The organism is Modestobacter caceresii, from assembly GCF_000761485.1.
GTDB lineage: Bacteria > Actinomycetota > Actinomycetes > Mycobacteriales > Geodermatophilaceae > Modestobacter > Modestobacter caceresii.
Window position 1 is genome coordinate 1 of record NZ_JPMX01000009.1, and the last position, 26120, is coordinate 26120.

The 26120-nt window shown below is 73.9% G+C and carries 29 protein-coding genes; 18 read left to right on the forward strand and 11 right to left on the reverse strand.

Annotated features, from left to right (window positions below):
* The 4 genes from IN07_RS02840 to IN07_RS02855 form a co-directional block, all read left to right on the forward strand.
* Positions 1-485 (forward strand): M23 family metallopeptidase (locus IN07_RS02840; RefSeq protein ID WP_036333423.1); only part of this gene is annotated, 485 nt, incomplete at its 5' end.
* Positions 486-559: 74 nt separating this feature from the next.
* Positions 560-1516 carry a cation diffusion facilitator family transporter gene (locus IN07_RS02845; RefSeq protein ID WP_231557966.1) on the forward strand — a complete coding sequence of 319 codons (957 nt, stop codon included), beginning with the start codon at positions 560-562 and terminating at the stop codon, positions 1514-1516.
* Positions 1517-1546: 30 nt separating this feature from the next.
* Positions 1547-2065, forward strand: coding sequence for a metallophosphoesterase family protein (locus tag IN07_RS02850; protein ID WP_036333427.1), 519 nt, complete (start codon positions 1547-1549; stop codon positions 2063-2065).
* Positions 2062-2910, forward strand: a complete 849-nt coding sequence (locus tag IN07_RS02855) for a putative RNA methyltransferase (protein ID WP_036333429.1) — start codon at positions 2062-2064, stop codon at positions 2908-2910. The genes IN07_RS02850 and IN07_RS02855 overlap by 4 nt, the downstream gene beginning before the upstream one ends.
* A gap of 100 nt (positions 2911-3010) precedes the next feature.
* On the opposite strand, the gene IN07_RS02860 is transcribed toward IN07_RS02855, so the two are convergent.
* Positions 3011-3286: a GlsB/YeaQ/YmgE family stress response membrane protein gene (locus IN07_RS02860; protein ID WP_052090629.1), complete on the reverse strand. Its 276-nt coding sequence runs from the start codon at positions 3284-3286 to the stop codon at positions 3011-3013.
* A gap of 272 nt (positions 3287-3558) precedes the next feature.
* On the opposite strand from IN07_RS02860, the gene ctaD reads away from it, so the two are divergent.
* Together ctaD and serB are read left to right on the forward strand one after the other, a co-directional pair.
* Complete coding sequence (gene ctaD / locus IN07_RS02865; RefSeq protein WP_036333431.1) at positions 3559-5319, forward strand: aa3-type cytochrome oxidase subunit I; 1761 nt, start codon at positions 3559-3561, stop codon at positions 5317-5319.
* Positions 5320-5452: 133 nt separating this feature from the next.
* On the forward strand, positions 5453-6703 hold the full coding sequence (gene serB / locus IN07_RS02870) for a phosphoserine phosphatase SerB (RefSeq protein ID WP_081975136.1): 1251 nt from the start codon (positions 5453-5455) through the stop codon (positions 6701-6703).
* A gap of 62 nt (positions 6704-6765) precedes the next feature.
* Here serB and IN07_RS02875 read toward each other — a convergent pair whose 3' ends face one another.
* Entirely contained in the window at positions 6766-7326 is a 561-nt protein-coding gene (locus IN07_RS02875; RefSeq protein ID WP_036333433.1) for an isochorismatase family protein, read from the reverse strand.
* Between the two features lie 48 nt (positions 7327-7374).
* The gene (locus tag IN07_RS02880; protein WP_036333435.1) at positions 7375-8670 is read right to left on the reverse strand and encodes a nicotinate phosphoribosyltransferase; all 1296 of its coding nucleotides are present in this window, start codon (positions 8668-8670) and stop codon (positions 7375-7377) included.
* Positions 8671-8732: 62 nt separating this feature from the next.
* Here IN07_RS02880 and clpS point away from each other — a divergent pair, with 62 nt between their 5' ends.
* Positions 8733-9029, forward strand: coding sequence for an ATP-dependent Clp protease adapter ClpS (gene clpS / locus IN07_RS02885; RefSeq protein WP_036333437.1), 297 nt, complete (start codon positions 8733-8735; stop codon positions 9027-9029).
* A complete protein-coding gene (locus IN07_RS02890) occupies positions 9026-9538 on the forward strand; it encodes a DUF2017 family protein (RefSeq protein WP_036333439.1) in 513 nt (170 codons plus the stop codon). Before clpS ends, IN07_RS02890 begins: the two co-directional genes overlap by 4 nt.
* On the opposite strand, the gene IN07_RS02895 is transcribed toward IN07_RS02890, so the two are convergent.
* Positions 9477-9830 (reverse strand): hypothetical protein, encoded by a 354-nt coding sequence (locus tag IN07_RS02895; protein ID WP_036333441.1) that lies wholly within the window; start codon positions 9828-9830, stop codon positions 9477-9479. The genes IN07_RS02890 and IN07_RS02895 overlap by 62 nt on opposite strands.
* Positions 9831-9952: 122 nt before the next feature.
* On the opposite strand from IN07_RS02895, the gene IN07_RS02900 reads away from it, so the two are divergent.
* The 6 genes from IN07_RS02900 (at position 9953) to IN07_RS02925 (ending at position 14111) form a co-directional block, all read left to right on the forward strand.
* Positions 9953-10426 carry a Mov34/MPN/PAD-1 family protein gene (locus tag IN07_RS02900; RefSeq protein ID WP_036333443.1) on the forward strand — a complete coding sequence of 158 codons (474 nt, stop codon included), beginning with the start codon at positions 9953-9955 and terminating at the stop codon, positions 10424-10426.
* Between the two features lie 115 nt (positions 10427-10541).
* Positions 10542-10820: a MoaD/ThiS family protein gene (locus tag IN07_RS02905; RefSeq protein WP_036333445.1), complete on the forward strand. Its 279-nt coding sequence runs from the start codon at positions 10542-10544 to the stop codon at positions 10818-10820.
* Between the two features lie 44 nt (positions 10821-10864).
* Positions 10865-11815, forward strand: coding sequence for a PLP-dependent cysteine synthase family protein (locus IN07_RS02910; protein ID WP_036333447.1), 951 nt, complete (start codon positions 10865-10867; stop codon positions 11813-11815).
* Positions 11812-12468: an HAD-IA family hydrolase gene (locus tag IN07_RS02915; protein ID WP_036333449.1), complete on the forward strand. Its 657-nt coding sequence runs from the start codon at positions 11812-11814 to the stop codon at positions 12466-12468. Before IN07_RS02910 ends, IN07_RS02915 begins: the two co-directional genes overlap by 4 nt.
* Before the next feature lie 78 nt (positions 12469-12546).
* On the forward strand, positions 12547-13374 hold the full coding sequence (murI, locus tag IN07_RS02920) for a glutamate racemase (RefSeq protein ID WP_036333451.1): 828 nt from the start codon (positions 12547-12549) through the stop codon (positions 13372-13374).
* Positions 13371-14111: an MBL fold metallo-hydrolase gene (locus IN07_RS02925; RefSeq protein WP_036333453.1), complete on the forward strand. Its 741-nt coding sequence runs from the start codon at positions 13371-13373 to the stop codon at positions 14109-14111. Before murI ends, IN07_RS02925 begins: the two co-directional genes overlap by 4 nt.
* Positions 14112-14171: 60 nt before the next feature.
* Here the strand turns inward: IN07_RS02925 and IN07_RS26610 are convergent, their stop codons facing one another.
* Positions 14172-16850 (reverse strand): diguanylate cyclase domain-containing protein, encoded by a 2679-nt coding sequence (locus IN07_RS26610; RefSeq protein WP_036333455.1) that lies wholly within the window; start codon positions 16848-16850, stop codon positions 14172-14174.
* Positions 16851-16911: 61 nt separating this feature from the next.
* Between IN07_RS26610 and IN07_RS02935 the strand changes: the two genes are divergently transcribed.
* Entirely contained in the window at positions 16912-17871 is a 960-nt protein-coding gene (locus IN07_RS02935) for a DNA polymerase domain-containing protein (RefSeq protein ID WP_036333457.1), read from the forward strand.
* 85 nt (positions 17872-17956) lie between these two features.
* On the opposite strand, the gene gndA is transcribed toward IN07_RS02935, so the two are convergent.
* From gndA to IN07_RS02955, 4 genes are all read right to left on the reverse strand, one after another.
* Positions 17957-19396: an NADP-dependent phosphogluconate dehydrogenase gene (gene gndA, locus IN07_RS02940; RefSeq protein ID WP_036333459.1), complete on the reverse strand. Its 1440-nt coding sequence runs from the start codon at positions 19394-19396 to the stop codon at positions 17957-17959.
* A gap of 83 nt (positions 19397-19479) precedes the next feature.
* The gene (gene bcp / locus IN07_RS02945; protein ID WP_036333461.1) at positions 19480-19974 is read right to left on the reverse strand and encodes a thioredoxin-dependent thiol peroxidase; all 495 of its coding nucleotides are present in this window, start codon (positions 19972-19974) and stop codon (positions 19480-19482) included.
* 48 nt (positions 19975-20022) lie between these two features.
* Complete coding sequence (locus IN07_RS02950; RefSeq protein ID WP_036333582.1) at positions 20023-20427, reverse strand: YjbQ family protein; 405 nt, start codon at positions 20425-20427, stop codon at positions 20023-20025.
* A 62-nt stretch (positions 20428-20489) separates the two neighbouring features.
* Positions 20490-21416 (reverse strand): alpha/beta fold hydrolase, encoded by a 927-nt coding sequence (locus tag IN07_RS02955; RefSeq protein WP_081975137.1) that lies wholly within the window; start codon positions 21414-21416, stop codon positions 20490-20492.
* A 36-nt stretch (positions 21417-21452) separates the two neighbouring features.
* On the opposite strand from IN07_RS02955, the gene IN07_RS02960 reads away from it, so the two are divergent.
* The 3 genes from IN07_RS02960 to rdgB are packed head-to-tail and all read left to right on the forward strand — an operon-like array spanning position 21453 to position 23302.
* Positions 21453-21941, forward strand: a complete 489-nt coding sequence (locus IN07_RS02960) for a MarR family winged helix-turn-helix transcriptional regulator (RefSeq protein WP_036333463.1) — start codon at positions 21453-21455, stop codon at positions 21939-21941.
* A gap of 33 nt (positions 21942-21974) precedes the next feature.
* Positions 21975-22697, forward strand: coding sequence for a ribonuclease PH (rph, locus tag IN07_RS02965; protein WP_036333465.1), 723 nt, complete (start codon positions 21975-21977; stop codon positions 22695-22697).
* A complete protein-coding gene (gene rdgB, locus IN07_RS02970; RefSeq protein ID WP_036333467.1) occupies positions 22694-23302 on the forward strand; it encodes an RdgB/HAM1 family non-canonical purine NTP pyrophosphatase in 609 nt (202 codons plus the stop codon). Before rph ends, rdgB begins: the two co-directional genes overlap by 4 nt.
* Before the next feature lie 4 nt (positions 23303-23306).
* On the opposite strand, the gene IN07_RS02975 is transcribed toward rdgB, so the two are convergent.
* Together IN07_RS02975 and IN07_RS02980 are read right to left on the reverse strand one after the other, a co-directional pair.
* Positions 23307-23933, reverse strand: a complete 627-nt coding sequence (locus tag IN07_RS02975; RefSeq protein WP_036333469.1) for a hypothetical protein — start codon at positions 23931-23933, stop codon at positions 23307-23309.
* A complete protein-coding gene (locus IN07_RS02980; RefSeq protein ID WP_064972350.1) occupies positions 23930-26026 on the reverse strand; it encodes a glycosyltransferase in 2097 nt (698 codons plus the stop codon). Before IN07_RS02980 ends, IN07_RS02975 begins: the two co-directional genes overlap by 4 nt.
* Positions 26027-26120 lie beyond the last annotated feature (94 nt).

Here is a 26120-nt window from a genome sequence, read left to right on the forward strand (position 1 = left end):
AGGACGCCGAGGCCGCCGCCGCCCAGGTGCAGGCCGAGGCGGACCGCGTCGCGGCCGAGGCGGCCGCGGCGGCCGCCGCCGAGGCGGCCCGGCCCAAGGCCGTGCTGCCCGTGCAGGGGCGGCTCACCAGCCAGTTCGGTTCGCGCTGGGGCACGCTGCACGCGGGCATCGACTTCGCCGCGCCGTTGGGCACCCCCGAGTACGCGGTGATGGACGGCGTCGTCCTCCGCGCCGGCGCGGCCAGTGGCTTCGGGCTGGCGGTCTACGTCCAGCACGCGAACGGCGACGTCTCTGTCTACGGCCACATGCAGGAGATCCTGGTCGAGGAGGGGCAGACCGTGCGGGCGGGCGACACCATCGCGCTGCTCGGCAACGAGGGGCAGTCCACCGGTCCGCACCTGCACTTCGAGGTGCACGCCGGCGGCCTCGACGGGCCCCGGATCGACCCCCTCCCGTGGCTGCGCGAGCGCGGCGTCGCGCTCTGATCGAGGACCTCGTCGTCCTCCCGCCCCTGCGAGGGGGCCGGCCTGGCGTTCCTGGCTGACATGCGGCATCGTGCATGTCAGAACGCGAGGCGACGGAGGGGACGGCGATGGGTCACGACCACGGTGCGGGGCACGGCTCCGGCACCACGGCCGCCGGGCACCGCGGCCGGCTGGCCGTCGTCCTGGTCCTCACCGGCTCGGTCTTCGTCCTGGAGCTGGTCGGCGCGCTGATCTCGGGCTCACTGGCCCTCCTCGCCGACGCCGCCCACATGGCCACCGACGCGCTCGGCATCGGCATGGCCCTCGGTGCGGTCACCCTCGCCCAGCGCCCCGCCCGTGGTCGGCGGACCTTCGGCTGGCAGCGCATGGAGGTCCTCGCCGCCGTCGGCAACGGTCTGCTCCTGCTCGTCGTCGGCGGGTACGTGCTGGTCGAGGCGATCCGCCGGATCGGCGACCCACCCGACATCGACTCCGGCTGGATGCTCGGCGTCGCCCTGGTCGGGCTGGCGGTCAACGTCGGCTCGCTCGCCCTGCTCCGCTCCGGCCAGCGCGAGTCGCTGAACACCCGGGGCGCCTACCTCGAGGTGGTCGGTGACGCGCTGGGCTCCGTCGCCGTGATCGTCGCCGCCGTCGTCATCGCCACGACCGGCTGGACCGGGGCCGACGTCGTCGCCTCCCTCGCGGTCGGCGCGCTGGTCCTGCCCCGCGCCTGGTCGCTGCTGCGGGAGGCGCTGGACGTGCTGCTCGAGGCGGCCCCCAAGGGAGTCGACCTGGAGCAGGTGCGCGACCACGTGCTCGGCGTCCACGGCGTCCTGGGCGTGCACGACCTGCACGCCTGGACCATCACCTCGGGTCTGCCGGTGCTCTCCGCGCACGTCGTCGTCAGTGACGAGGCGCTGGCCGACGGGCACGGCGGCCGCGTGCTCGATGCACTCTGCAGCTGCCTGGGCGACCACTTCGACCTGGAGCACTGCACCTTCCAGCTCGAGTCGCCCGGGCACCGGAACCACGAAGCGCCCGTCCACGACTGAGGGAGCGGGGCGGGCTGGGACGATGCCCCCGTGTCCGTCTCCCTGGTGATCACCGCCGACACCCACGTGCCCAAGCGGGCCCGTGACCTGCCCGAACCGCTGTGGCAGCAGATCGAGGCGGCCGACGTCGTCGTCCACGCCGGCGACTGGGTGGACGTGGCCCTGCTCGACGAGCTGGAGCGGCGGTCGCGGCGGCTGGTGGGGGTGTACGGCAACAACGACCACGGGGTGCTGCGGGACCGGCTCCCGGAGGTGGTCCGGGTCGAGTTCGACGGCGTCCGGTTCGCGGTGGTGCACGAGACCGGGGACGCCAAGGGCCGGGAGCAGCGCTGCGCGGCCGCCTTCCCGGACGTCGACGTCCTGGTGTTCGGGCACAGCCACATCCCCTGGGACACGACCGCACCCACCGGGCTGCGGCTGCTCAACCCCGGGTCGCCCACCGACCGGCGCCGCCAGCCGTTCGCCACGTTCCTCACGGCCACGGCCGATGCCGGGCAGCTGCGGGACGTGGTGCTGCACCGGCTGCCCGTGCGACCGCCGCGCCGGTGAGCCCGCCCCCGCTCCCACCGGCCGCGGTCGCCCTGCTCGCGTGCCCGGTCTGCGGCCAGCAGCTCGCCGCTGACCGGGATGGTCTCCGGTGCACCGCCGGGCACGCCTTCGACCGGGCGCGGCAGGGCCACGTCACGCTCCTCCCACCGGGCGGCAGCCCGCACGAGGGTGACTCCGCGGCCATGGTGGGGGACCGGGCGGACTTCCTGGCCGCCGGCCACTACGCCGGCATCACCGCGGCGCTGGCCGACGCCGCCCTCGCCGGGCCGCCGCCGCGGACGCTGCTCGACTCGGGCGGCGGCACCGGAGCGCACCTCGCCGGCGTGCTGGACCGGGCGCCCGCCGCCGTCGGGGTGGTGCTCGACGCCTCCCGCTACGCCGCCCGCCGGGCCGCCCGTGCCCACCCCCGCGCGATGGCCGTGGTGGCCGACTCCTGGGCGCGCTGGCCGGTCCGGGCCGGGTCCGTCGACCGGGTGCTCGTCGTGTTCGCCCCGCGCAACGGCGCGGAGACCGCCCGGGTGCTGACCCCGGACGGCCGGTTGGTCGTCGTCACCCCGGCCGCGGACCACCTGGCCGAGCTCGTCGGCCCGCTGGGGCTGCTGCACGTCGACCCGGCCAAGGCCGACCGGCTGGCCGCCACGCTCGAGCCGCACCTGTGCCCGGCCGGGACGGCGGGCCATCGATCGGTGCTGGAGCTGGACCACCTCGCGGTGCGCACGCTCGTCGGGATGGGCCCGCACGCCCGGCACCTCGCGGCGGGGGAGCTGGCCGCCCGGGTGGCCACGCTGCCGGAGCCGGTCGCGGTCACGGTGGCGGTCGACGTCGGCAGCTGGACACGCGCCTGAGCGCACGCCCGGACGCGCCCAGGGCCCGGACGCGCCGGGGGCCCGGACGTGCGGCCGGGCCCTCGGGGAGCCTGCTGGTGACCGCTGCGGGGCGGGCGGGTCAGCGGGTGACGCGACGCTGCTTGCCGGTGGCGGCGACGTAGACCGCCAGGACGAGGATCGCGCCCAGGATCGACGCCCACCAGCCGCCGAGGTCGAACTCCAGGCCGTCGCCCTGGACGAGGCTGAACACAAGGTTGCCCACCACCGAGCCGATGAGGCCCAGCACGAGGGTGGCGATGAGGCCGAGGTCCTGCTTGCCCGGGACCACGGCACGGGCGATCAGACCGGCGACGAAGCCGATCAGGACGGTCAAGAGGATCCCACCGATGTCCACGGGCGACCTCCGGTGCACGACGGTCGAGCCGTCTCGCGCTGGTCCGTCCAGCGCAAGATCAACGATTCCCCGGCCCGGACGTGACCAAACTCCCGAGCCGCTGCATCGCCCGTCGGTCGTGCGCCCGGGCATGGCCCGACAGCCCCTCGTACCGCGTCCATATGCACTTCCGCCGGCGCCCGGCCAGGCCCCCGGGGGAGCGGGTCGGGACGCGCCGCACCGACTCCTGCTCCCGCCGCGTCGGCCGTGACGTGACGGTCTAAGCTCCGACCGTGACGATCGCACCCGCCCCGATCGTGAGCCGGCCGAGCCCGGCCCACGAGGCCGAGAAGGGATCGCGGCTCCTCGGTCTGCTGCGCACCACCGACCACAAGACCATCGGCCTGATGTACACGACGGTGTCGTTCATCTGGTTCTTCGTCGGTGGCTTCATGGCGCTGCTGATGCGCGGTGAGCTGGCCCGCCCCGAGCTCCAGTTCCTCTCGCCCGAGCAGTACAACCAGCTGGTCACCATGCACGGCACGGTGATGCTGCTGTTCTTCGCGACACCGATGTTCTTCGCCTTCGCGAACCTGATCATGCCGCTGCAGCTGGGCGCGCCCGACGTCGCCTTCCCGCGACTGAACGCCTTCTCCTTCTGGCTGTTCTTCTTCGGGTCCTCGATCGCCGTCTCCGGCTTCCTCACCCCGGGTGGCGCCGCCGACTTCGGCTGGTACGCCTACGTGCCGCTGTCGACCGGCGTGCACAGCCCCGGCGCCGGTGCCGACCTGTGGATCGCGGGCCTGGCGGTCAGTGGTCTCGGCACGATCCTCGGTGGCGTCAACTTCATCGCCACGATCGTCTGCCTCAGGGCGCCGGGCCTGACGATGTTCCGGATGTCCATCTTCACCTGGGCGTCGCTGGTCACCAGCATCCTGATCCTGCTCGCCTTCCCGATCCTGACCGCCGCGCTGTTCGCGCTGCTGGCCGACCGGCACCTCGGTGCGCAGGTCTACTCGCCGGAGAACGGCGGGCCGTTGCTGTGGCAGCACCTGTTCTGGTTCTTCGGGCATCCAGAGGTCTACATCATCGCGTTGCCGTTCTTCGGCATCATCAGCGAGGTCATCCCGGTCTTCAGCCGCAAGCCGCTGTTCGGCTACAAGGGCATGGTCTTCGCGCTCATCGCGATCACCGCCTTGTCGCTGGCGGTCTGGGCGCACCACATGTTCGCCACCGGCGCGGTGCTGCTGCCGTTCTTCGCCTTCCTGACGTACCTGATCGCAGTTCCGACCGGGATCAAGTTCTTCAACTGGATCGGCACGATGTGGCGCGGCCAGATCACCTTCGAGACGCCGATGCTGTTCTCGATCGGCTTCCTGATCACCTTCCTGCTCGGTGGTCTGACCGGTGTCCTGCTGGCCAGCCCGCCGCTGGACTGGCACGTCAACGACAGCTACTTCGTCGTGGCCCACTTCCACTACGTCGTCTTCGGCACCGTGGTGTTCGCCGCCTACGCCGGTCTGTACTTCTGGTTCCCGAAGATGTGCGGCCGGATGATGGACGAGAAGATCGGCAAGCTGCACTTCTGGCTGACCTTCATCGGCTTCCACGCCACGTTCCTCATCCAGCACTGGCTGGGCAACGCCGGCATGCCGCGCCGGTACGTCGACTACCTCGCGACCGACGGCGGTGGCTCCTTCACCACGATGCACACGATCTCCACCATCGGGTCGTTCATCCTCGGCGCCTCGGTGATCCCCTTCGTCTACAACGTCGTGAAGTCGTGGAAGCACGGCCGACTGGCGCTGCGCGACGACCCCTGGGGTCACGGCAACTCGCTGGAGTGGGCGACCTCGTCGCCTCCGCCGCGGCACAACTTCGTCGAGATCCCCCGGATCCGGTCGGAGCGCCCCGCGTTCGAGCTGCACTACCCGCACCTGCGGGACCGCCTGGAGATGGAGGCGCACGCCGGCAAGGGGCACCAGCCCTACGCCAGCGAGGCCGGTCTCACCGGCGGCGCCCGCCAGGGAGCCGACGACAAGGACCCGACCTGAGCAAGGCCTCCTGAGAGGGACGCGCAGACGCCCCGTCAGCCGATCGGCTGACGGGGCGTCCGTGCGTCCGGGGCCGGCGACCGTCGGGCAGGGCGCGGTCGGAGGGCGATCACCGGTCCGGCACGATGACCGCGTGACCGACCGCGCCGCCGCCCCAGCGCCGACCGACCCGACCGCTGCACCGCCGACGTCCGACGGTGCCCTGCTGACCGTGACCGGCAGCGACCGGCCGGGGGTGACCGCGGCGCTGTTCGCCGCGCTCGCCCAGGTCGGCCCGCACCCGGTCGAGGTCCTCGACGTCGAACAGGTCGTGGTGCACGGCCAGCTGGTGCTGGGCGTCGTCGTCGGGAGCCCGGAGAGCGGGTCCGTCGGGTCCCTGGCCGACCGCCTGCGCGCCGCCGTCGCCGAGGTGGCGTCCCGGACCGGCGTCGCGGTGAGCGTCCAGCCCACCGCGGCCGGCAGCGCCCGGCAGGAGCGCACCGCCCGCCACCACGTCATCGTGCTCGGCCGCCCCGTCCCGCCTGCTGCGGTCGCCGGCGCCGCACGCGCCATCGCCGGGGTGGGCGGCAACATCGAGGCGATCCGCCGGCTGTCGGACTACCCGGTCACCAGCTTCGAGCTGACCGTCTCCGGTGCCGCGTCCACCGAGCTGCGCACGGCGCTGGCCACGGTCGCCGCCGAGACCGGCACCGACATCGCCGTGGAGCAGGTCGGGCTGGCCCGGCGCGGCAAGCGGCTGATCGTGCTGGACGTCGACTCCACCCTGGTGCGCGGCGAGGTGATCGACGAGCTGGCCGCCCGGGCCGGCCGGGCCGCCGAGGTCGCCCGGATCACCGCGGCGGCGATGAACGGCGAACTCGACTTCGAGGAGTCCCTCCGGGCGCGGGTGGCGGTGCTGGCCGGGCTGCCGGTGGACGTGCTGGACGAGGTCCGCGCGCACCTGGTCCTCACCCCGGGCGCCCGCACCCTGATCCGCACGCTGCAGCGGCTGGGGTTCCGTTGCGGCATCGTCAGCGGCGGGTTCACCCAGATCACCGACCCGCTCGCCGCGGAGCTCGGGCTGGACTTCGCCGCCGCGAACACCCTCGAGGTGGCCGACGGCCGGCTCACCGGTGGGCTCGTCGGCGAGGTCGTCGACCGGGCGGGCAAGGCGCGGGCGCTGGCCCGCTTCGCGGCGCAGCACGGCGTCCCGCTGGACCAGACCGTCGCGGTGGGCGACGGCGCCAACGACCTCGACATGCTCAACGCCGCCGGGCTGGGCATCGCCTTCAACGCCAAGCCGTTCGTGCGCGACCAGGCGCACGCCGCGTTGAACCAGCCCTACCTCGACGCCGTCCTCCAGGTCCTCGGCTTCACCCGCGACGAGGTGCTGGACGCCAGCTGAACGGAAGGCAGCTCAGCGGCTCCGCGCGAGTCGGGCACGGCTGCTGACCGCGGTGTCGTCCGTCAGGACGACGATGTGCTGAGCTCCACGCCGGCGGTGCGGAGCTGCTCCAGGGCCGCCTCGGTGGTGGCCGGTGAGACGCCGGCGGTGAGGTGCAGCAGCACCCGGGTGGCGAACCCGGCGCCGACCCCGTCCAGCGCGGTGGCCCGGACGCAGTGGTCGGTGGCGATGCCGACGACGTCGATCGCGTCGACACCGTGGGCCCGCAGCCAGTCGGCCAGCGGCTGCCCGTCGAAGGAGCCCTCGAAGCCGGAGTAGGCGGCTTCGTACTCGCCCTTGTCGAAGACCGCCTCGATCGGCCGCCGGTCCAGGTCGGAGTGCAGCTCGACCCCGGACGTGCCGACGACGCAGTGCGCGGGCCAGGTCTCCAGGTAGTCGGGCTGCTCGGCGAAGTGACCGCCCGGGTCGACGTGGTGGTCCCGGGTGGCGACGACGTGCGCGTAGTCGGTCGCGGCGGCGTGGGCGCTGATCGCCCGGGCGACGGCGGTGCCGCCGTCGACGGCGAGGCTCCCGCCCTCGCAGAAGTCGTTCTGCACGTCCACGATCACCAGGGCACGGGTCATGACCCCATCCTGCCCCGGCGACGACCTCCGCCGGGGCGGGGCCCTCGGCTACCCGGTGACGGTGTCGATCGCCGGCTCGCCCCGGGACAGCGACCACGCCTCGGTCGGCAGGGCGCCGCGCGCCTGGACGTGCAGGTCCCGGGCAGCGGCCAGCGAGCCGGCGGGGGATCGGGGATCGACGAGCTCGCCGCCGCGGACCAGCGGCCGGATCAGGTCGCGGTCGTGCTCCTGGGCGGGGACCGGTGCCGCGCTGACCACCTCGGCGGTCGCCGTCCCGGCGGCGTCGTGCCGCCGGACGGCGTGCTTGCGGCCGCCCACCGAGCGCTTGCCCACGGAGTTCTTGGCCACCGGCACCCCGTCCCGGGCCACGAGCTTGTAGACCATCCCGACGGTGGGCGAGCCGGAGCCGGTCACCAGTGAGGTGCCCACCCCGTAGCCGTCGACCGGGGCGGCCGCCAGGGCGGCGATCGCGTACTCGTCGAGGTCGCTGGTGACGATGACCCGGGTGGCCGTCGCGCCCAGGGAGTCCAGCAGCTCGCGGGCGCGGGTCGCCTCGATGGCGAGGTCACCGGAGTCCAGGCGGACGGCGCCGAGCTCCGGGCCGGCCACCTCGACCGCCGTCCGGATGCCCTGCTCGGTGTCGTAGGTGTCGACCAGCAGCGTCGTCCCGACGCCCAGGGTGTCCAGCTGCGCGCGGAACGCCGCCGCCTCGTCGTCGTGCAGCAGGGTGAACGCGTGGGCGCTGGTGCCGGTCGTGGGGATGCCGTAGCGGGCGCCGGCGGCCAGGTTCGACGTGGCCGAGAAGCCGACCAGGGCCGCGGCCCGCGCCGCGGCGACGGCGGCCTCCTCGTGTGTGCGCCGGGAGCCCATCTCGATGCACGGGCGGCCACAGGCGGCGCCGACCATCCGAGCACCGGCGGCGGCGATGGCGCTGTCGTGGTTGAGCATCGACAGGACCAGGGTCTCCAGCAGCACGGCCTGGCCGAACGGGGCCCGCACGGTGAGCACCGGCGAGCCGGGGAAGTAGAGGTCGCCCTCGGCGTAGCCGTCGACGTCCCCGGTGAACCGGAAGCCGGCCAGGTGCTCCAGCAGTCGTGGGTCGTCCACGCCCTGCTGCCGGAGCGCGTCCAGCTCGGCGTCCCCGAAGCGGAAGTCGGTCAGCGCCTCCAGGAACCGGCCGGTCCCGGCGAGCACCCCGTACCGCCGGCCGTGCGGCAGCCGGCGGGCGAAGACCTCGAAGACGCAGTCCCGGTCGGCGGTGCCGTCGGCCAGGGCGGCGGCCAGCATGGTCAGCTCGTAGCGGTCGGTGAGCATCGCGGGGCTGAGCGGCGGGCTCTGCGGCATGGAGCAGCACGATAGGTGCCCACCGACTGCGTCGCTGGAGGCGGTCGTCCTAGAGTGCTCACGTGGCCGGACCGCTCGCGCCCGAACGGGTGTCGGAGACGTCGACGGGGGAGGAGTCCGCCCTCGACCGCCCCTGGGTCACCGTCGTCTGGGACGACCCGGTCAACCTGATGACCTACGTGACGTTCGTGCTCCAGGAGCTGTTCGGGTACGACGAGGCGACCGCGACGGAGCTCATGCTGCAGGTGCACAACGAGGGCAAGGCGATCGTCAGCTCCGGTCCGCGGGAGCGGATGGAGCACGACACCAACCGGCTGCACGCCTACGGGCTGTGGGCCACGTACCAGCGGGACGCATGAAGCCGTTCCGCCGCAAGGGCGACGAGCTGGTGGCACGGCTGGTCGACGCCGAGGCCGACATCGTGGGCCTGCTGCTGGACCAGCTGGAGCAGCTGCTGTCCGCCGACCCGGCCGACTCCGGTGGCGACCCGGTGCTGGAGCGCCTGCTGCCCAGCGGTCACGCCAGCGACCCGCAGCTGGCCGCCGAGTACCGCGACCTGACCGAGGCCGGGCTGCGCAGCGGCAAGGCCGACGACCTGGCGATGGTCCGGGCCACCGTGCCGCCCGGCGGTGGCGAGGTGCGGCTGGACGCCGAGCAGGCGCGCGCCTGGCTGCGCACGACCAACGACCTCCGGCTGGCGATGGGCACCCGGCTGGGCATCACCGCGGAGACCGAGCCCCCGGAGATCGACGCCACGGGCGAGGGGGCCGACGACGAGAACTCGCAGCTGGCCGTCTACTACTGGCTCACCGCCGTGCAGGGGTCGTTGATCGACGCCTTGGCCGCTGGTCGAGGCGACCGACGGTGAGCAGCACCAGGATGGCGACGAGCAGGTCGGCGACGAAGAACACGTAGACCAGGCTGTGCACGTCGACGTCCTGCACGAGCGCCCCGATGCAGGACAGCAGGGTGATGCCGGACAGGGCGGCCAGCAGCACCAGCCCGATGAGCCGGCCGAGCACCACGAGCACCAGCTCCACCCGGTCGGTCCGCTGGTCGGTGGCGCGGCCACTGCGGTGGAGCAGCCGGGCCGAGCCGATGGCCAGGGCCGGCAGCGCGACCAGGACGACGCCGATCACCATGAGAACCTCGATCACCACGGTCGGCGACGTTATCGGTCGGACACGTCCGCGACGCAATCCGTTCCCGCGGCGGTCACCCGTTCCGGCGCCCGTCCGGGGCGGGGAGGACGCCGGCCGGTGGCGCTGCCTAGACTGGCCCTGTGCTGCGCATCGACCGCGCGACCTACGACGCCATCGTGGCCCACGCCCGGGAAGACCACCCGGACGAGGCCTGTGGCGTCGTCGCCGGCCCCGAGGACAGTGACCGGCCCGAGCGCTTCATCCCGATGCTCAACGCGGCCCGCTCGCCGACGTTCTACGAGTTCGACAGCGCCGACCTGCTGAAGCTGTACCGCGACATGGACGACCGGGACGAGGTGCCCGTGGTCATCTACCACTCGCACACCGCCACCGAGGCCCGCCCCTCGCGCACCGACATCAGCTACGCCTCCGAGCCCGAGGCGCACTACGTGCTGGTCTCCACCCGCGAGCACGGTGCCCGCACCGGCCTGGCCGGTGACGAGGTCGAGTTCCGCAGCTTCCGGATCGTCGACGGCGAGGTGCGCGAGGAGGACGTCGAGGTCGTCGAGTCCTACCTGTTCGGCCACTCGCCGACCACCGTCGTCTACGACTGAGCCGCAGCTCACCCCGCGGCCGGCGGAATCGCCGGCCGCACACCGGCGTTCCCCCGAGCAGTCGTTCCTGCGCGCCCTGCGCGACCCCTGTCACCCCGCGAGAAGGAGTTCCCCCATGGCCATCGAGGTCCGCATCCCGACCATCCTGCGCACCCACACCGGCGGCAACAAGACCGTCCAGGGCAACGGGGACACGCTCGGCGCGCTGGTCGACGACATCGACAGCCAGCACCCCGGCATCAAGGGCCGTCTGGTCACCGACGAGGGCAAGCTGCACCGCTTCGTGAACGTCTACGTCAACGACGAGGACGTGCGCTTCACCGGTGCGCTCGACACCTCCGTCAAGGACGGCGACTCGGTCACGATCCTCCCCGCCGTCGCCGGCGGCTGCTGACCCGGAGCCTCCCCGCCCGGTACCGCCACTCCAGGAGACCCGCCATGGCCCGCTTCGCCTCCCTCGTCGACTCGCTCGGCAACACCCCGCTGGTGGGGCTGCCGGCGCTGTCGCCCACCCCGGACGTCCGGCTGTGGGCAAAGCTCGAGGACCACAACCCCACCGGTTCGATCAAGGACCGGGCCGCCATCGCCATGATCGAGGCGGCGGAGAAGGAGGGCCGGCTGCAGCCGGGCAGCACGATCTTGGAGCCCACCAGCGGCAACACCGGCATCTCGCTGGCCATGGTCGCCCGGCAGCGCGGCTACCAGCTGATCTGCGTGATGCCGGAGAACACCTCGATCGAGCGGCGTCAGCTGCTGGAGATGTACGGCGCGCGGATCATCAGCTCCCCGGCCGCCGGGGGCAGCAACCAGGCCGTCGCCGTGGCCAAGGGGCTGGCCGCCGAGCACGACGACTGGGTGATGCTCTACCAGTACGGCAACCCGGCCAACGCCGAGGCGCACTACACCGGCACCGGTCCGGAGATCCTGGCCGACATGCCCTCGATCACCCACTTCGTGGCGGGGCTGGGCACCACCGGCACGCTGATGGGCGTCTCCCGGTACCTGCGGGAGAAGAAGCCCGACGTCCAGGTGATCGCCGCCGAGCCGCGCTACGGCGAGCTGGTCTACGGCCTGCGCAACATCGACGAGGGGTTCATCCCCGAGCTCTACGACGCCGACCTGCTGGACTCCCGGTTCTCCGTCGGGCCGGACGACGCGATCCACCGCACCCGGCAGCTCGTCGAGCGCGAGGGCATCTTCGCCGGCATCTCGACCGGGGCGATCCTGCACGCAGCACTCGGGGTCGCCGACAAGGAGGTCGCGGCCGGTCGCAAGGCCGACATCGTCTTCATCGTCTGCGACGGCGGGTGGAAGTACCTGTCGACCGGGGCCTACGCCGGCACGCTCGAGGAGGCCAGCGCCGCGCTCGAAGGGCAGCTCTGGGCATGAGCGGGCTGCTGCTCCCGGCGCGGGGGCTGTTGTTCGACAACGACGGGGTGCTGGTCGACTCCGAGCCCAGCGTGGTGCGCTCCTGGTCCCGCTGGGCGGTCGACTCCGGGCTGGACACGGCCGAGGTGCTGGCCGCGGTGCCCGGCCGGCGGGCTGCCGACACGGTGGCGGTGTTCGTCAAGCCCGAGGACGTCGAGCGGTCGACCGCCCTGATCACCCGCTACGAGCTGGAGGACGTCGCCGGCACGCTCGCCGTCCCCGGCGTCGTGGACCTCATCGCGCAGCTCGACGACGTCCCCTGGGCCGTGGTGACCTCCGGCGTGCGTGAGCTGGCCACCGCGCGGCTGCGGGCCGCCGGTGTCCCGGTGCCCGAGGTCGTGGTGACCGCCGAGGACGTCGTGGCGGGCAAGCCCCACCCCGAGCCGTACCTGACCGGGGCGAGCCGGCTCGGCGTCCCCCCGGGCGAGGTGATCGTGCTCGAGGACAGCCCGAGCGGGGTCAGCGCGGGGCTGGCGGCCGGCGCCACCGTGCTGGGCATCGGTCGGACGGCGCTGGCCAGCGATGCGCCCGCCGTCGTCGGGGACCTGACCGGCGCCCGCTGGACCGGGGACGGGCTGCTGGTCCCGGACGCGGCGCTGCTGCGTCGACGCTGACCGGGGCCCGGGTCGTGACCGCCGTCTCGGCCCGGCCGCGAGGGGATGTCCGACCGGGCCGTTAGCCTGGCTGCCGACATGAGCACTGCGACATCGGGAGCCGACGCCCCCATCGGGATCTTCGACTCCGGGGTCGGTGGGCTCACCGTGGCCCGCGCCGTCCTCGACCAGCTGCCGCACGAGGCGATCCGCTACCTCGGCGACACCGCGCACAGCCCGTACGGCCCCCGGCCGATCGCCGACGTCCGACGGCACTCGCTCGCGGCCATGGACCAGCTGGTCGCCGACGGCGTCAAGATGCTCGTCATCGCCTGCAACTCCGCCAGCGCCGCCTGCCTGGGCGACGCACGGGAGCGCTACGACGTCCCGGTGGTGGAGGTGGTGCTCCCTGCGGTCCGCCGGGCGACCGCCGCGACGCGGAACGGGCGGGTGGGCGTCATCGCCACCCAGGCCACCGTCCGGAGCGGCGCGTACGAGGACGCCTTCGCCGCCGCCCCCCAGCTGAGCGTCACCAGCGCCGCCTGCCCCAGCTTCGTCGACTTCGTCGAGCGCGGGATCACCAGCGGCCGGCAGCTCGTCGGGCTGGCGCAGTCCTACCTGGACCCGCTGCTGGGGGCCGGGGTCGACACCGTCGTGCTCGGCTGCACGCACTATCCGTTGCTCACCGGCGTGCTGTCGCTGGTGCTGGGCGAGGAGGTCACGCTGGTGTCCAGCGCGGAGGAGACGGCCAAGGACGTGTACCGGGTGCTGACCCGGACCGACCTGCTGCGCGACCCCGAGGGCCCGCCGCCGGTGCACCGGTTCCTCGCCACCGGCGACCCCGAGCCCTTCGCCCGGCTCGGCCGACGGTTCCTGGGCCCCGAGGTCGACGCCGTCCTGCGTGCGGGTGCGGAGGCCGGGGCATGAGGCTGACCGTCGTCGGCTGCTCCGGCAGCGCACCGGGCCCGTCCTCGCCCGCCTCGTGCTACCTGGTGGAGCACGAGGAGTTCGCGTTGCTGCTGGACCTGGGCAACGGGTCCTTCGGCGCCCTGCAGGGGCTCATCGACCCCGGTCGGGTCGACGCCGTCTACCTCAGCCATCTGCACGCCGACCACTGCCTGGACGCGGCGCCCTTCATCGTGTGGCACCGCTACTCGGGCCGCTCCGACGGCCGTGCCGTGCCGCTGTACGCACCGGTCGGCGCCGACCGCCGGCTCGCGGCCGCCTACGACGCCGACGGCGGGCCGATCGACGACGTCTTCGACGTCACCCCGGTCGGCCCGGGCAGCTGGTCGATCGGGCCGTTCCAGGTGCGGACGGTGCGGACGGCCCACCCGGTCGAGTGCTACGCCGTGCGGTTGACCGCCGGTGGCCGGTCGCTGGTCTACACCGGTGACACCGGCCCGTCGGACGCCGTCGTCGAGCTGGCCCGGGGGGCGGACGTGCTGCTGGCCGAGGCCGCCTACCCCGACGTCCCCGACCTGCCTCCCGGGCTGCACCTGACCGGCCGGCAGGCCGGCGAGCACGCCGCCGCCGCCGGGGTCGGCCGGCTGCTCGTCACGCACGTGCCCGCCTGGGTGGACGCCGAGGCGCAGTTGGCCGACGCGCGATCGGTCTTCCCGGCCGCCGAGCTCGCCCGGCACGCCGCCGTCCACGACATCTAAGCGGGGGGTCCGTCCTCCGTTCGCGTCGTGCCCGGAACGGGGACCAGCTCCAGGACCGGGTCAGGAGAGCGCGGCGCCGTCGCGGGACTGCACCAGGGCCACGACCTCGGCGGCGGTCATGCCGCTGGGCAGCAGCGACCCGGTCATCGCATGGGCGCCCATCGCGCTGACCCGGGCGAGCACGTCCAGCGAGGTGACGTCGGCGACGATCGTGTGCACCCGCACCTCCTGGGTTGCACGGGCGATGCCAGCGAGCACCTGCAGTGCCCGGTCCAGGCCCGTCGTGGCGGCGAGCGAGCCGAGCGACACGACGACGGCGTCGAGCGGCACCCGCGCCAGCAGCCCCCACAGGGACGAGCCCATGCCGTAGTCGGTCAGCGCGAGCCGCACACCCGTGTCGTGCACGGCACGCAGGGCCGGCAACACGTCGGCGGAGGCGCTCTGCAGCAGTTCCTCGGTGAAGGTCAGCGTCAGCCGGTGCGCCGGCAGTCCGGCCGCGGTGAGGGCGTCGGCGACGTCCTCGCCGAGTGTGGACGCGTCCCCGATGTCCGCGGTCAGGGGGATGCCGACGTTCAGGTCCACCCCGGTCGCCGCCACCCGGCAGCCCTGTTCGAGCACCCACCGACGCAGCGGGCGCTGGGCACCCTGCCGTCCGGCGGCGGCCAACACCTCGGCCGCGGCCAGCGTGCCGAGTGCGGGGTGCTCCCAGCGCAGCTGCGCCTGCACACCGAGGGGCCGACCGCTGACGACGTGGCTGAGGGCGTCGAAGCGCACCTGCACCTGCCCCTCGGCCACGCCCTGCAGCACGTCGCCGGGGCCCGTCGCCGGTCCGTCGGCACTGGCGGACCGCCAGCAGCCCTTGCCCGCGGCCTTGGCGGCCCGAAGGGCGTCGTCCGCCTCGCGCAGCGCGATCGGCCCGGAGCCCGGGGTCAGCCGGGCGATCCCGACGCTGGTGCCCAGCAGCAGGGTCTGCTGGCCGACCCGGTAGGGCTGGGACAGTGCCGTGACGAGCCGCTGTGCCGTCTCCGCACCGGCGTGCAGGTCGCCGGTGAGGACGAGGGCGAACTCGTCGCCACCGAGTCGGGCTGCCAGGTCGCCGGCCCGGACCAGGCGTTGCAGTCGGCGGGCGACCTCGACGAGCACGAGGTCACCCGCCTCGTGGCCGGAGCCGTCGTTGACCGCCTTGAAGCCGTCGAGGTCCAGCAGGAGCAGGCAACGCGCGCCGTCCGCACCGGCGTCCAGGGCACTGGCCAGCTGCGCGCGGTTGGGCAGGCCGGTGAGGTGGTCGGTGAACGCCAGCCGCTCGAGCTCACGCTCCCGGACGTGGTGGTCGGTCGCGTCACGCAGGTGCAGGACCTGGCGGTCTGCCTGCGGGCGGCGCAGCACGGTGGCCTCCACCTGTGCCGTGGGCCGTTCGGGGACCGGGCGCAGGGCGAACCGGATGACCCGCGGTGCGTCGTCGCCGTCCCGGAGCAGCGTCTCGACCCGCGGCCGGTCGGCCGGGTCGACCAGCTCCAGCAGGTCGACGTCGTCGTCACTGCCGGTCGGCAGGCCGAGCAGCGCACGTGCGGCGCGGGAGGCCACGACCAGTCGCAGGTCGGCGTCGAGGATGGCCACCTCGTCGGAGACCACGGACACGAGCTCGCGGACGTCGGCGTCGCGTCGGATGAGGTCGGCGTCGAGGTTCTCGCGCTCCTGGTAGCGCCAGATGGTGCGCGCCAGCATCAGCAGGACGACCACCGCCGTCGCCCCGATCGACCAGGTGGTGGGTGCCCGGCCCAGGAGGAGGCCGACCAGCAGGGACACCGGCAGCGCGGTCAGCGCGGCCACCGTGAGCACCGCGCCGGGCAGGAACACCTGAGGCGTGCGGTCGCGGGGATGGACCAGCGGTCCGTCCGGGGACCTGGTGGTCGTCAGGACGGCCACCAGCACGGCTGCCAGCGTGGCGGCGTCGGCGACGAGCTCCCACCACCGGGTCCGGGACACCAGGGCGAGGGCGAGCGAGCTCGCGCTGAGTGCGAACAGCGACGTGGTCAGCAACTGGGCCGCGACCGCCCGGCGCAGTGCGGTCGCCGCGACGGTGCACAGACCTGCAGCCCCGCCCACGGCGAGGGCGGCGTAGAAGGCGAAGCCGGCGATCACGTCGGGCACGACTCCGGTGAGCGAGGTGCTCTCCTGCGCCGGCCGGCTGACGAACTCGGCGGCGGGCACGGACAGGCTCAGCGCGGCCGCAGCGGCGGTCACCAGGCTCATCGACCAACGTGTGCGGCTGGCTTGACTGGCCAGCAGGGCGCACACGACGAGCGGCACCCCGGCAGCCAGTGCGACCAGCAGGTCGGCCGCGCCCCGACGGCCGTAGCCCTCTCCCACGGACAGGCCGGTGAGCAGGTTGGCCACGAGGAGGAGGAGACCGCCGAGGCCGGCGATCCGGGCGGTCAGCAGTGCTCGACCGGACTTGGCGTGGGCTGCGGGCGTGCCGCACCACAGCGCCAGGCCGGTGACCAGGGCGAGCACCAGGTTGTCCCACTGACGGCCGGTGCCCTCCATGCCGGAGAGCGGCACGGTGACGGCGAGCCCGACGAGACCGACGGCGCCGATGGCGACCAGCTGTCGGCGCACGGCAGTCGGGGCGCGACGGCCGTCGAGCGACCGGTCGACGGAGTCGTGCAGAGGGGAGCCCACCAGGAGGACGTCGGCACGGGTGCGGTGCGGGGCGAGGTCGGGAACGTGCGAGCTCATCCGGTCGAGGCAGACGGCGCGACCGCTTGCCCGCGCGGCCGGGGACGGGCACGGTGACCCGGTGGCCAGCAGCGACGAGGAACGGGACGGCGTCCGGCTGAGCAGCCTGGACTCCCCGCTGGGCGACGGGCTCGAGGTGACCAAGCGCGACCTGGTCGACCACCTCGACGCCTTCGCCGACCGGCTCGTCCCGCTGCTCGCCGGGCGGCCGCTGACCGTCAAGCGGGTGCGGCCCGGAGCAGCTCCGTTCATCCAGCGGGACGTGCCCAAGGGCGCGCCGGAGTGGGTGCGGACGGTGGCCACCTGGTCCGACCGCGCTCACCGCGAGGTGCACCAGGTGCTGGTCGAGGACCGCCGCACCCTGCTGTGGCTGGCCAACCAGCGCGCCGTGGAGTACCACGTGCCGTTCAGCCGGGTGGGGGAGGAGCAGCCGACCGGGCTGGTGCTCGACCTCGACCCGCCCGACGGCGCGCCGTTCGACGTGGTCGTGCGCACGGCCCGGCTGTGCCGCCGCGCGCTCGCCGAGGCCGGCCTGACGGCGGCGGTGAAGACGAGCGGGTCGACGGGGGTGCACGTCGTCGTCCCGGTGCACGGCTCACCGGCCGAGGACGTCGCCGCTGCCACCCGCGCCCTGGCGGCCCGGGCCGAGCGCCTCGACCCCGAGCTGGCGACCACCGCCTACGTGGTGGCCGAGCGGGGTGGCCGGGTGTTCGTCGACTCGACCCGCTCGGGCCGGGGCACGGTGGCGGCGGCCTACAGCCCGCGGGTGCGGCCCGGTCTGCCGGTCTCGGCGCCGGTGGGCTGGGACGAGCTGGACGACGTCCGGCCGGGGGACGTCACCGTGCGCACCGCGCGGGAGCGGGTCGGGGACGGCGACCCGTGGGCGGCGGCGCTGCCGGAGCCGCAGCAGTTGCCCGCCGACCTGGTCGCCGAGGGGCACACCATCCCGGTCGCCCGGGTGGCCGCGATGCACGAGGGCAAGCGGCGCGCCCGCGCGAAGGCGGCCGAGGCCGAGCAGTGAACGCCGGGCTCGCGGGGCAGGTGCCGGGCTCGCCCTGCAGGACGAGCCCGGCGACCGGGGCGCGAGCCCGGCGGTCATGCGCGGATCAGCTGGTCTGCACCTCGCGGCCGTCCTCGCCCCACATGGTGTGGAAGTTGCCCTCGCGGTCGGTGCGCCGGTAGGTGTGGGCGCCGAAGAGGTCGCGCAGGCCCTGGATCAGCGCGGCGGGCAGCCGCTCGGCGCGCAGCCCGTCGTAGTAGGCCAGCGCGCTGGCGAAGCCGGGCACCGGCACCCCGTGCCGGGCCGCCCCCGCCACGATCTGCCGCCAGCTCTCCTGACCCTCGCTGACCGCGCCGCGGAAGTAGTCGTTGGTCAGCAGCGTGGTGACGTCGGGCTCGTCGGTGAAGACCTGGCTGATCCGGTCCAGGAAGCGCGCCCGGATGATGCAGCCCCCGCGCCAGATCTTGGCCAGTGCGGCCCGGTCGATGTCCCAGCCGTGCTGGTCGGCGCCCTGGGTGATCTGGTCGAACCCCTGGGCGTAGGCCACCACCTTCGAGGCGTACAGCGCCTGGCGCACCGACTCGATGAAGGCGTCCTTGTCGGCGACCTGCTCGTCCCACTCGCGGTCGGGCCCCGGCAGCACCCGCTGCGCGGCCTGCCGCTGCTCGCGGTGCCCGGACAGCGCCCGGGCGAAGACCGCCTCCGCGATGCCGCTGACCGGCACCCCCAGGTCCAGCGCCGACTGCACCGTCCAGCGACCGGTGCCCTTCTGCTCGGCCTCGTCCAGCACGATGTCGACGAACGGCCCACCGGTCTCGGCGTCGGTGTGCCGCAGCACCTGCGCGGTGATCTCGATCAGGTAGCTCTCGAGGTCGCCCTCGTTCCAGCTGGCGAAGACGTCACCGATCTCGGCCGGCGTCAGCTCCAGCCCCTGGCGCAGCAGGTCGTAGGCCTCGGCGATGAGCTGCATGTCGGCGTACTCGATGCCGTTGTGCACCATCTTCACGAAGTGGCCGGCGCCGCTGGCCCCGATGTGCGTGCAGCACGGCTCGCCGTCGACGACGGCGGCGATCGACTCCAGCAGCGGGCCGACCAGCGCGTAGGCCTCCTTCGAGCCGCCGGGCATGATGCTCGGCCCGTTGAGCGCACCCTCCTCACCACCGCTGATGCCGGTGCCCATGAAGTGCAGGCCCCGGGCGGTGAGCGCCTCGGTGCGGCGGATCGTGTCGGTGAACAGGGCGTTGCCGCCGTCCATCAGCACGTCGCCCTCGTCCAGCAGCGGGGCGATCTCCTCGATGACGCCGTCGGTGGCCGCGCCCGCCTGCACCATGACGATGATCTTGCGCGGGCGCTGCAGCGCGCCGACGAACTCCGCCATCGACCCGGTCGGCACGAAGTCGCCCTCGCTGCCGTACTGCTCGACGAGGGCGTCGGTGCGCCCCCTGCTGCGGTTGTGCAGCACCACCTGGTGGCCGTGCCGGGCGAGGTTGCGGGCGAGGTTGGCGCCCATGACCGCGAGCCCGGTGACGCCGATCTGATCACTCATGCCACGACCCTGCCCGAGCGGAGCCCGGCTGACCAGCGCCGTCCCAGCCCCTGGACAACCGACCCGGAGCAGGTGAGGCGGGCTCAGGCGATGCCGAGGTCCCGCATCAGCTTCGCCACGTGCCCGGTGGCCTTCACGTTGTAGGCGGCCTTCTCGATCCGGCCGTCCGCGTCGACGACGAAGGTCGACCGGATGACCCCGACGACCTCCTTGCCGTACAGCTTCTTCGGGCCGTAGGCGCCGTAGGCCGTCAGCACCTGCTTCTCCGGGTCGGAGACCAGCGTGATCGACAGCTCCTCCTGCTCCCGGAACCGGCTCAGCTTCTCCGGGACGTCGGGGGAGACGCCGATGATGTCGAGCCCGGCCTCGGCCAGGTCCCCGGCCGCGGCGGTGAAGTCGACGGCCTGGGTGGTGCAGCCCGGGGTGAGGGCGGCCGGGTAGCAGTACACGATGACCCGCCGACCCCGGAAGGACGACAGCGCGACGGGTGTGCCGTCGGCGTCCGGGAGGGTGAACTCCGGCGCCGGGTCACCGGGCGCGAGGCGGACGGGGGCCGTGTCGATGCCGGGCTCGGTCATGGGGGGATCGTGCCGCACCCGACCGGCGGTGCCCAACCCGGCTTGCCCTCAGCCGGCCAGGAAGCTGAACCGCACGTGCCGTGAGGGGTTGTCGACGTTGGTGTCGACGAAGCAGATGCGCTGCCAGGTGCCCAAGGTCATCCGCCCCTCGAGCACCGGCACGGTGGCGTGCGGGGGGACGAATGCCGGCAGCACGTGGTCACGGCCGTGCCCGGGAGCGCCGTGCCGGTGCCGCCAGCGGTCGTCGCGGGGGAGCAGCTCGTCGAGCTGGGCGAGCAGGTCGTCGTCGCTGCCGGCGCCGGTCTCGATGATCGCGATCCCCGCCGTGGCGTGCGGCACGAAGACCTGCAGCAGGCCGTCGCCCTCGCCGCGGACGAACTCGGCGCACTCGTCGGTGAGGTCGACGACGGACGGGACACCTCCGGTGCGCACCGCGCGCAGCTCTGATCGCATGCGCACACGATGACATCGGCCGGCTCGGCCCGGCGACCGGGCGCCGGGCCGAGCCGGGACGCTCAGTCCGCGTCGACCTCGCGGAAGAAGTCCAGCAGCACGGTGGCCAGCGGGTCCGGCGCCTCCAGGGCCACGTGGTGGCCGACGCCGTCCAGCACGACGGAGCGGACGTCGCCGGCGACGACCTGGGCCAGGGTGGTCGCGGTGAACTCGCCCGCCCCGGCGCCCACGGCGAGAGCGGGGACGTCGAGCGGGTGGGCGGCGGCCAGCGCGGCGATCTCCGCGCCCTCACGCAGCATCGACCGGTAGAGGCCGCTGGCACCGCGGAAGCCGCCGGGCTGGGCGTAGGTGCGCACGAACTCGTCGAGGTCGGCGTCGGTGACCGCGCCCGGCGTCGCGGTCAGCGCCGCGAAGAACCCGCCGATGACCTCGCGTTCCCGGCCGGTCAGCAGCAGCTCGGGCACCCCGGGTGCGGCCAGGACGCCGATGTGCCAGCTGCCCCCGCGCGTCACGTCGGCGAACGCCTCCAGGCCGAAGCCCGGCAGCCCCATCTCGATGGCGGTGAGGCTGCGCACGTCCGCCGGGTGGGTGGCCGCGAGCCGGAGGACGGTCGCCCCGCTGATGTCCTGCCCCACCAGGTGCACCGGCCCGACGCCGAGCTGGGCGATGAGCTGGTGCAGGTCCTCGGCGGCGGTGGCGCTGTCGGGCTCGCCCGGCCCGTGGGCGGACTCACCGAAGCCGCGCAGGTCGACCGCGAGCACGCGGTGCCCGGCCGCCAGCGGAGGGATGACCCGGGAGAAGGCCCACCAGCTCTCGGGGAAGCCGTGGACCAGCAGGACGGGGGACCCGTCGGCGCCGGCCTGGACGTGGTGCAGCCGGGTGCCGTTGACGGCCGAGTGGTGGTGGGTGACGCCGGGAGGGTGGCGGGCGCTGTGGTCATGACGGGCTCCTTGATGGCCAACCAGGTTGTCGGTCAGCGTAGACAACATGGTTGTCCATGTCCACCGGCTGGCTACCATCGCCGGGTGTCCCGATCCGGTGCCGACCTGGCGCTCCTGCTGCTGGGTGGCTTCCGTGCGCTGGTCGACGAGGCGCAGGCCGAGCTGGGCCGGCGCGGCTACGAGGACGTGCGACCGGTGCACGACTTCGCCATCCGGGCCATCGCCGCAGGCGCGGACAGCGCGTCCGAGCTGGGCCGGCGCCTGTCGGTGTCGAAGCAGGCGGCGGCGAAGACGATCGCGGTGCTGCAGGAGCGCGGGTACGTCGGCCGGGACGTCGACCCCGACGACGCGCGCCGCAAACGGCTGCAGGTGACCGAGCGCGGGTTCACGATGCTGCGCGAGGGCGAGGAGGTCTTCGACGAGCTCCGGGACCGCTGGGCTCGGCAGATCGGCGCCGAGCAGCTCGCCGAGCTCGAGCGCCGGCTGACCGACCTGGTCGGGCCCGCTCCGGTGCGGCTGGACGCCCCGGGCTGGATCGCCACCCAGGACCTGGCGGAGCCGGACCGCGGGTAGGTCGCGCCGCCGCCCTCACTACCCTCGGTGCCCGTGACCCGCCCCGACGGCCGCGCGGCCGACCAGCTCCGCCCGGTGACCATCACCCGCAACTGGCTCGACCACGCCGAGGGCTCGGTGCTCGTCGAGTTCGGGCGCACGCGCGTGCTCTGCGCGGCCAGCGTCACCGAGGGCGTGCCCCGCTGGCGCCGCGGCTCGGGGCTGGGCTGGGTCACCGCCGAGTACTCGATGCTCCCGCGGGCCACCCACACCCGCAGCGACCGCGAGTCGGTCAAGGGCAAGGTCGGCGGCCGCACCCACGAGATCAGCCGGCTCATCGGCCGCTCCCTGCGGGCCAGCATCGACCTGGCCGCGCTGGGGGAGAACAGCATCGCGCTGGACTGCGACGTCCTGCAGGCCGACGGCGGCACCCGCACCGCAGCGATCACCGGCGCCTACGTGGCCCTCGCCGACGCGGTGAGCTGGCTCGGGGAGCGCGGCAAGCTGGCCAGCGCGACCCCGCTGCCGAACTCGGTGGCCGCGGTCAGCGTGGGCGTCATCGACGGCGAGCCGCGGCTCGACCTCGCCTACGAGGAGGACGTCACCGCCGGCACCGACATGAACGTCGTGTGCACCGGCACCGGCGGCTTCGTCGAGGTGCAGGGGACGGCGGAGGGCGCCGTCTTCGACCGGGCCACCCTCGACGAGCTGCTCGACCTGGCCGTCGCCGGCTGCGCGGAGCTGACCCTGGCCCAGCGGGTGGCGTTGTCGGCGTGACCCAGCTGCTGCTCGCCACCCGCAACGCCGGCAAGCTCGCCGAGCTGCAGCGGCTGCTGGCCACCGCCGTCCCCGGGGTCGAGGTGCTCGGCCTGCGCGACGTCGAGGAGTACCCCGAGGCGCCGGAGACCGGGGCGACGTTCGAGGAGAACGCGCTGCTCAAGGCGCGGGAGGCGGTCCGGTACACCGGGCTGCCCGCGGTCGCCGACGACTCCGGGCTGACCGTCGACGCGCTCAACGGGATGCCGGGGATCCTGTCCGCCCGGTGGTCCGGCCGGCACGGGGACGACCCGGCCAACACCGCCCTGCTCCTCGGGCAGCTGGCCGACGTGCCGGACGAGCGGCGCGGCGCGGCGTTCGTCTGCGCCGCCGCGCTGGTCACGCCCGACGGCGGCGAGCACGTGCTGGAGCGGCGCTGGCGGGGCACGGTCGTCCGGGAGCCGCGGGGCGGCAACGGGTTCGGCTACGACCCGGTGTTCGTGCCGGCGGGCCTGACGGTCACGTCGGCGGAGCTGGAGCCGGCGGAGAAGGACGCGATCAGCCACCGGGGGCAGGCGTTCGCCGCGCTGCTGCCGGTCATCGGCGAGGTGCTCGGCGGCCGCTGACCGGTCAGCGGCGCTGCATCCAGTCGATGAACCACAGCGAGAACGCCGCCAGCAGCGGGTGGAACGCCAGCACCAGGAACGCTGCGAGCACCCGGTCGGTGCGCCAGTAGTTGCGCAGCCGCACGCCACGGCTCCAGCCGCGGCTGCGGTCGACGCTCAGCGCCCGCTGGGCGACCGCGGCCTCCTCCTCCGCGGTGAGCGGGCGGGAGTGTGCCGCCTGCCAGGCCTCGACCCGGGCCCAGCCGGGGGCGACCCCGCACCCCAGGGCCAGCAGGGCTGCGCCGCCGAGCAGTGGCAGCAGGGCGTCCGGTTCCAGCACGACCAGGCCGGCGGCGGCCGCTCCGGCGGCGAAGCCGGCGACGGTGACGGCGCCGAGGCAGAAGACCAGCCCGAACGCGACGATCAGGACCAGGTAGCCGGGCAGCAGCACGTCGTGCAGTGACCGGTCGGTGGCGAGCAGGACGACCGCCTCGACCCCGAGCACGAGCGCGCAGGTCAGCAGCACCCGGCGCATCGGCACCCGGGGCGGTCCGGCTGCGGTGGCCAGCCGCATCCGCGACTCGGCGTGGCTCTCCGCCTCGGCGGGTGAGGCGTCCGGGCGCAGGACGGCCAGCGGGTCGGCGGCGGTCATGCCCGGTCCTCCGGCGAGGTGTCCGGTGCGGGGGGTGGCACAGGGACGGCGTGCGGGTCCATCAGCCGGACGACGTCCCGTGCGGCCTGGGTCGTCGCCGTGACCTGCATCGTCGTCGTGGTCTGGGCCGGCGCGGGGCGCTCCGTGGCCGGGCCGTCGTCCATGCTCGGCACGTCCTCGACCTGCAGGTGGCTGGACAGTCCGTGGTTCGTCTTCTCCCAGTAGAACGGGTTGACCAGGAGCTGCCACAGCGCCTTGTACGAGGCGATCGAGTGCAGCAGCCAGTAGAGCGGGGAGAGCAGCGCGAACGGCACCAGGCCGTACGTGCGCCGCTTGAAGCCGGCCAGCAGCGACAGGTAGATGATCACGCCGTTGCCGAACAGCAGGTTGGCGAGACTGACCTGGACCAGCCACTCGGGCAGGGCAGGGGTGAGGGCCCCGGGCCACAGCAGCTCGACCGCCAGCATCGCGTAGAGCCACGGGGCGGCCAGGAACATCAGCGGGGTGCCGCCGATGAGCAGCGCGAAGCCCGCCGTCTGCCGCGGGCCGACGCTGCGCAGCAGCCGCCACGGGTGCCGGGTGTGCACCAGGACCGTCTGCATGTAGCCCTTGATCCAGCGGCTGCGCTGCCGGATCCAGTTGCCGACGGCCATGTTGGCCTCCTCGTACGTCGTGGAGTTGACGACGGCGACGCGGTGGCCGCGGGCGGAGGCGCGGATGCCGAGATCGGCGTCCTCGGTGACGTTGTAGGGATCCCAGCCACCGAGGTCGCGCAGCATGTCGGTGCGGAAGTGGTTGCTGGTGCCGCCCAGCGGGATGGGCAGGCGCAGCTTGTCCAGGCCGGCCAGGGTGTAGTCGAACCAGGAGGAGTACTCCAGGGTGAACATGCGGGTGAGCAGGTTCTCCCGGGCGTTGAAGTAGTTCAGCGCCGCCTGCACGCAGACCAGGTCGTCGCCGCCCTTGCGGAAGGCGATGAGCGACTTCTTCAGCTGGTCGGCGTCGGGGCGGTCCTCGGCGTCGTAGATGACCACGTACTCGCCGCGGGCGAAGGCCAGCCCGACGTTGCAGGCGCGCGGTTTGGTCTTCGGCAGCGAGTGCGGGACGACGACGATGCGGACGATGTCCGGCGGTGCGGCGGCCAGCGCGGCCGCCAGCGTCTCCGGGTCGTCTTCCTCCAGCAGGAGCAGGATCTCCAGCTTCTCCCGGGGCCAGTCCAGGTCGGCCAGGTTGCGCATCAGCAGCCCGACGATCCCCGCCTCCTTGTAGACCGGGACCAGGATCGTGTAGACGGGCAGCTCGGCGTCCTGCAGCGCGGCGACCTCGGCGGCGGTGACCTGCTCGACGGTCTCCCAGGCGGTGCCCACCGTGCTGATCAGGGCCTTGGTGCCGACGGCGAGGGCGACGGCGGCGTTCACCGTGCCGACCAGCACCAGCATGGTCAGCGAGGGGTCGAGCACCAGCCCGGTCACGGTGGCGAGGAACAGCGCAACGGCTGCGGCGACCTGCGGCCAGACGAACACCGTGGACGCCGACTCGTCGGGGCGGCGCTCGGCCAGCGCGTTCACCGCGTCGTGGACCAGCTCGTCCCGCCACACGGTGCGCAGCGCCCGCTGCACGTCCCAGTCGGTGGTGACCACCTGGCGCACCCGCGGGATGCCGGTGCGCTGCACGACCACCTCGGCGATGTGCGCCGACGGGCGGCCGGCGGTGGCGACGACGACCTGGGGCAGACCGTCGCCGTCCTCCTCGACGCGCAGCGGCACCCAGGTCTCGCGGGCGAGCATCGCGGCGGGGAAGCGCCGGGCCAGCTCCTCGTCGACATCGACCGGGTCGACGAACGCCAGGTCGGCGCCCCACACCGCGGCCAGGCCGACGTAGAGCTCGCGCCGGGTCACCCAGCCCCTGGCCAGGACGACGGAGCCCAGCGGCGCGCCCACCCGTTCGTGCTGCGCCAGGGCCTCGGCCAACTGCTCCTCGGTGAGCACGCCTTGCTCGACCAGGACGGTGCCGAGCCGCTCCGGCGCGGCGTGCCGGCCACCGGCACGGCTCGATGCCGGGCTGGGAGTGGCGCCACGGGGCGCGGAGACCTTCACCCCGTGGTGGTCGGCACCTGCGCCGTCCAGCTGTGCCCGGCCGGGGGAGGGGTCACCCGACCGGGTGAGCCGGCGACCCGGCTCGCCGACGCCC

Excerpts from the sequence above, each read along its gene's own strand:
- IN07_RS02925 (WP_036333453.1), top strand. The coding sequence starts at position 13,371 with ATGAGGCTGACCGTCGTCGGCTGCTCCGGCAGCGCACCGGGCCCGTCC.
- IN07_RS02950 (WP_036333582.1), bottom strand. The coding sequence starts at position 20,427 with ATGCGATCAGAGCTGCGCGCGGTGCGCACCGGAGGTGTCCCGTCCGTC.
- IN07_RS02915 (WP_036333449.1), top strand. The coding sequence starts at position 11,812 with ATGAGCGGGCTGCTGCTCCCGGCGCGGGGGCTGTTGTTCGACAACGAC.
- IN07_RS02875 (WP_036333433.1), bottom strand. The coding sequence starts at position 7,326 with ATGACCCGTGCCCTGGTGATCGTGGACGTGCAGAACGACTTCTGCGAG.
- IN07_RS02975 (WP_036333469.1), bottom strand. The coding sequence starts at position 23,933 with ATGACCGCCGCCGACCCGCTGGCCGTCCTGCGCCCGGACGCCTCACCC.
- bcp (WP_036333461.1), bottom strand. The coding sequence starts at position 19,974 with ATGACCGAGCCCGGCATCGACACGGCCCCCGTCCGCCTCGCGCCCGGT.
- IN07_RS02890 (WP_036333439.1), top strand. The coding sequence starts at position 9,026 with ATGAAGCCGTTCCGCCGCAAGGGCGACGAGCTGGTGGCACGGCTGGTC.
- IN07_RS02880 (WP_036333435.1), bottom strand. The coding sequence starts at position 8,670 with ATGCCGCAGAGCCCGCCGCTCAGCCCCGCGATGCTCACCGACCGCTAC.
- murI (WP_036333451.1), top strand. The coding sequence starts at position 12,547 with ATGAGCACTGCGACATCGGGAGCCGACGCCCCCATCGGGATCTTCGAC.
- IN07_RS02955 (WP_081975137.1), bottom strand. The coding sequence starts at position 21,416 with ATGTTGTCTACGCTGACCGACAACCTGGTTGGCCATCAAGGAGCCCGT.
- gndA (WP_036333459.1), bottom strand. The coding sequence starts at position 19,396 with ATGAGTGATCAGATCGGCGTCACCGGGCTCGCGGTCATGGGCGCCAAC.
- IN07_RS02910 (WP_036333447.1), top strand. The coding sequence starts at position 10,865 with ATGGCCCGCTTCGCCTCCCTCGTCGACTCGCTCGGCAACACCCCGCTG.
- IN07_RS02905 (WP_036333445.1), top strand. The coding sequence starts at position 10,542 with ATGGCCATCGAGGTCCGCATCCCGACCATCCTGCGCACCCACACCGGC.
- IN07_RS02845 (WP_231557966.1), top strand. The coding sequence starts at position 560 with ATGTCAGAACGCGAGGCGACGGAGGGGACGGCGATGGGTCACGACCAC.
- IN07_RS26610 (WP_036333455.1), bottom strand. The coding sequence starts at position 16,850 with ATGAGCTCGCACGTTCCCGACCTCGCCCCGCACCGCACCCGTGCCGAC.